Origin of the sequence: Neisseria sp. HMSC064E01, assembly GCF_001808875.1 — a bacterium.
In the GTDB taxonomy this organism is placed as follows: Bacteria; Pseudomonadota; Gammaproteobacteria; order Burkholderiales; family Neisseriaceae; genus Neisseria; species Neisseria sicca_A.
Genome location: NZ_KV794954.1, coordinates 2203 through 2863, shown reverse-complemented (window position 1 = coordinate 2863; position 661 = coordinate 2203). Strand labels below are relative to the sequence as shown.

Sequence of the window (661 nt, the reverse complement as noted above, 5' to 3'; positions counted from 1 at the left end):
GAAAAGCCAGCGTACCGTCTGGAGCGGCACACCAACATCCCGCGGCAAACAAAACCCGCTGGCCGGCGGCGCCGTCAACCGCCGCTATGCCTACGACAAAGCCGGCAACCTGATTCAAAGCGCCGACCAAAGAAGCGGCGTCCTCAATTACGTTTACGATAAAATCGGACGCATTCAAGAAGCCCGCAACAGCCAAACCGGCCGCAGCGAAACCTTCGCCTTCGACCCCGCCCACAACATCCTCGACATCCCAACATCTACTCCCTCTCCCGTGGGAGAGGGCAAAACGACCGCTCCGATTTCAGACGACCCCAAAACTCAAGGTCGTCTGAAATCACCTGCCCACCCTAACCCGGTCAGCGGCAACCGCCTCAAAGAATACAACGGCATCGAATACACCTACGACGCATTGGGCAACCTGATCTACCGCCAGTTGCCTAATGGCGAAAACCAATATTACCAATACGATCTAGAAAACCAGCTCGTACGCGCCGAAATCAAAAAGCCCGCCGGCAACACTGAGATCTGGACATACGCCTACGACCCGTTCGGACGACGCCTTTCCAAAGAACGCCAAGACAAACTCGCCTGGACGAGCACCGAACCGAAACGAACCCACTTCGTCTGGAACGGCAGCCGCCTATTGCAGGAGTACACCTAC

General features: G+C 56.6%; 1 pseudogene. It reads left to right on the top strand.

Annotated features, from left to right (window positions below):
* Positions 1-58 precede the first annotated feature (58 nt).
* Positions 59-661: pseudogene (locus HMPREF2572_RS15120) on the top strand (sugar-binding protein); the annotation flags it as partial.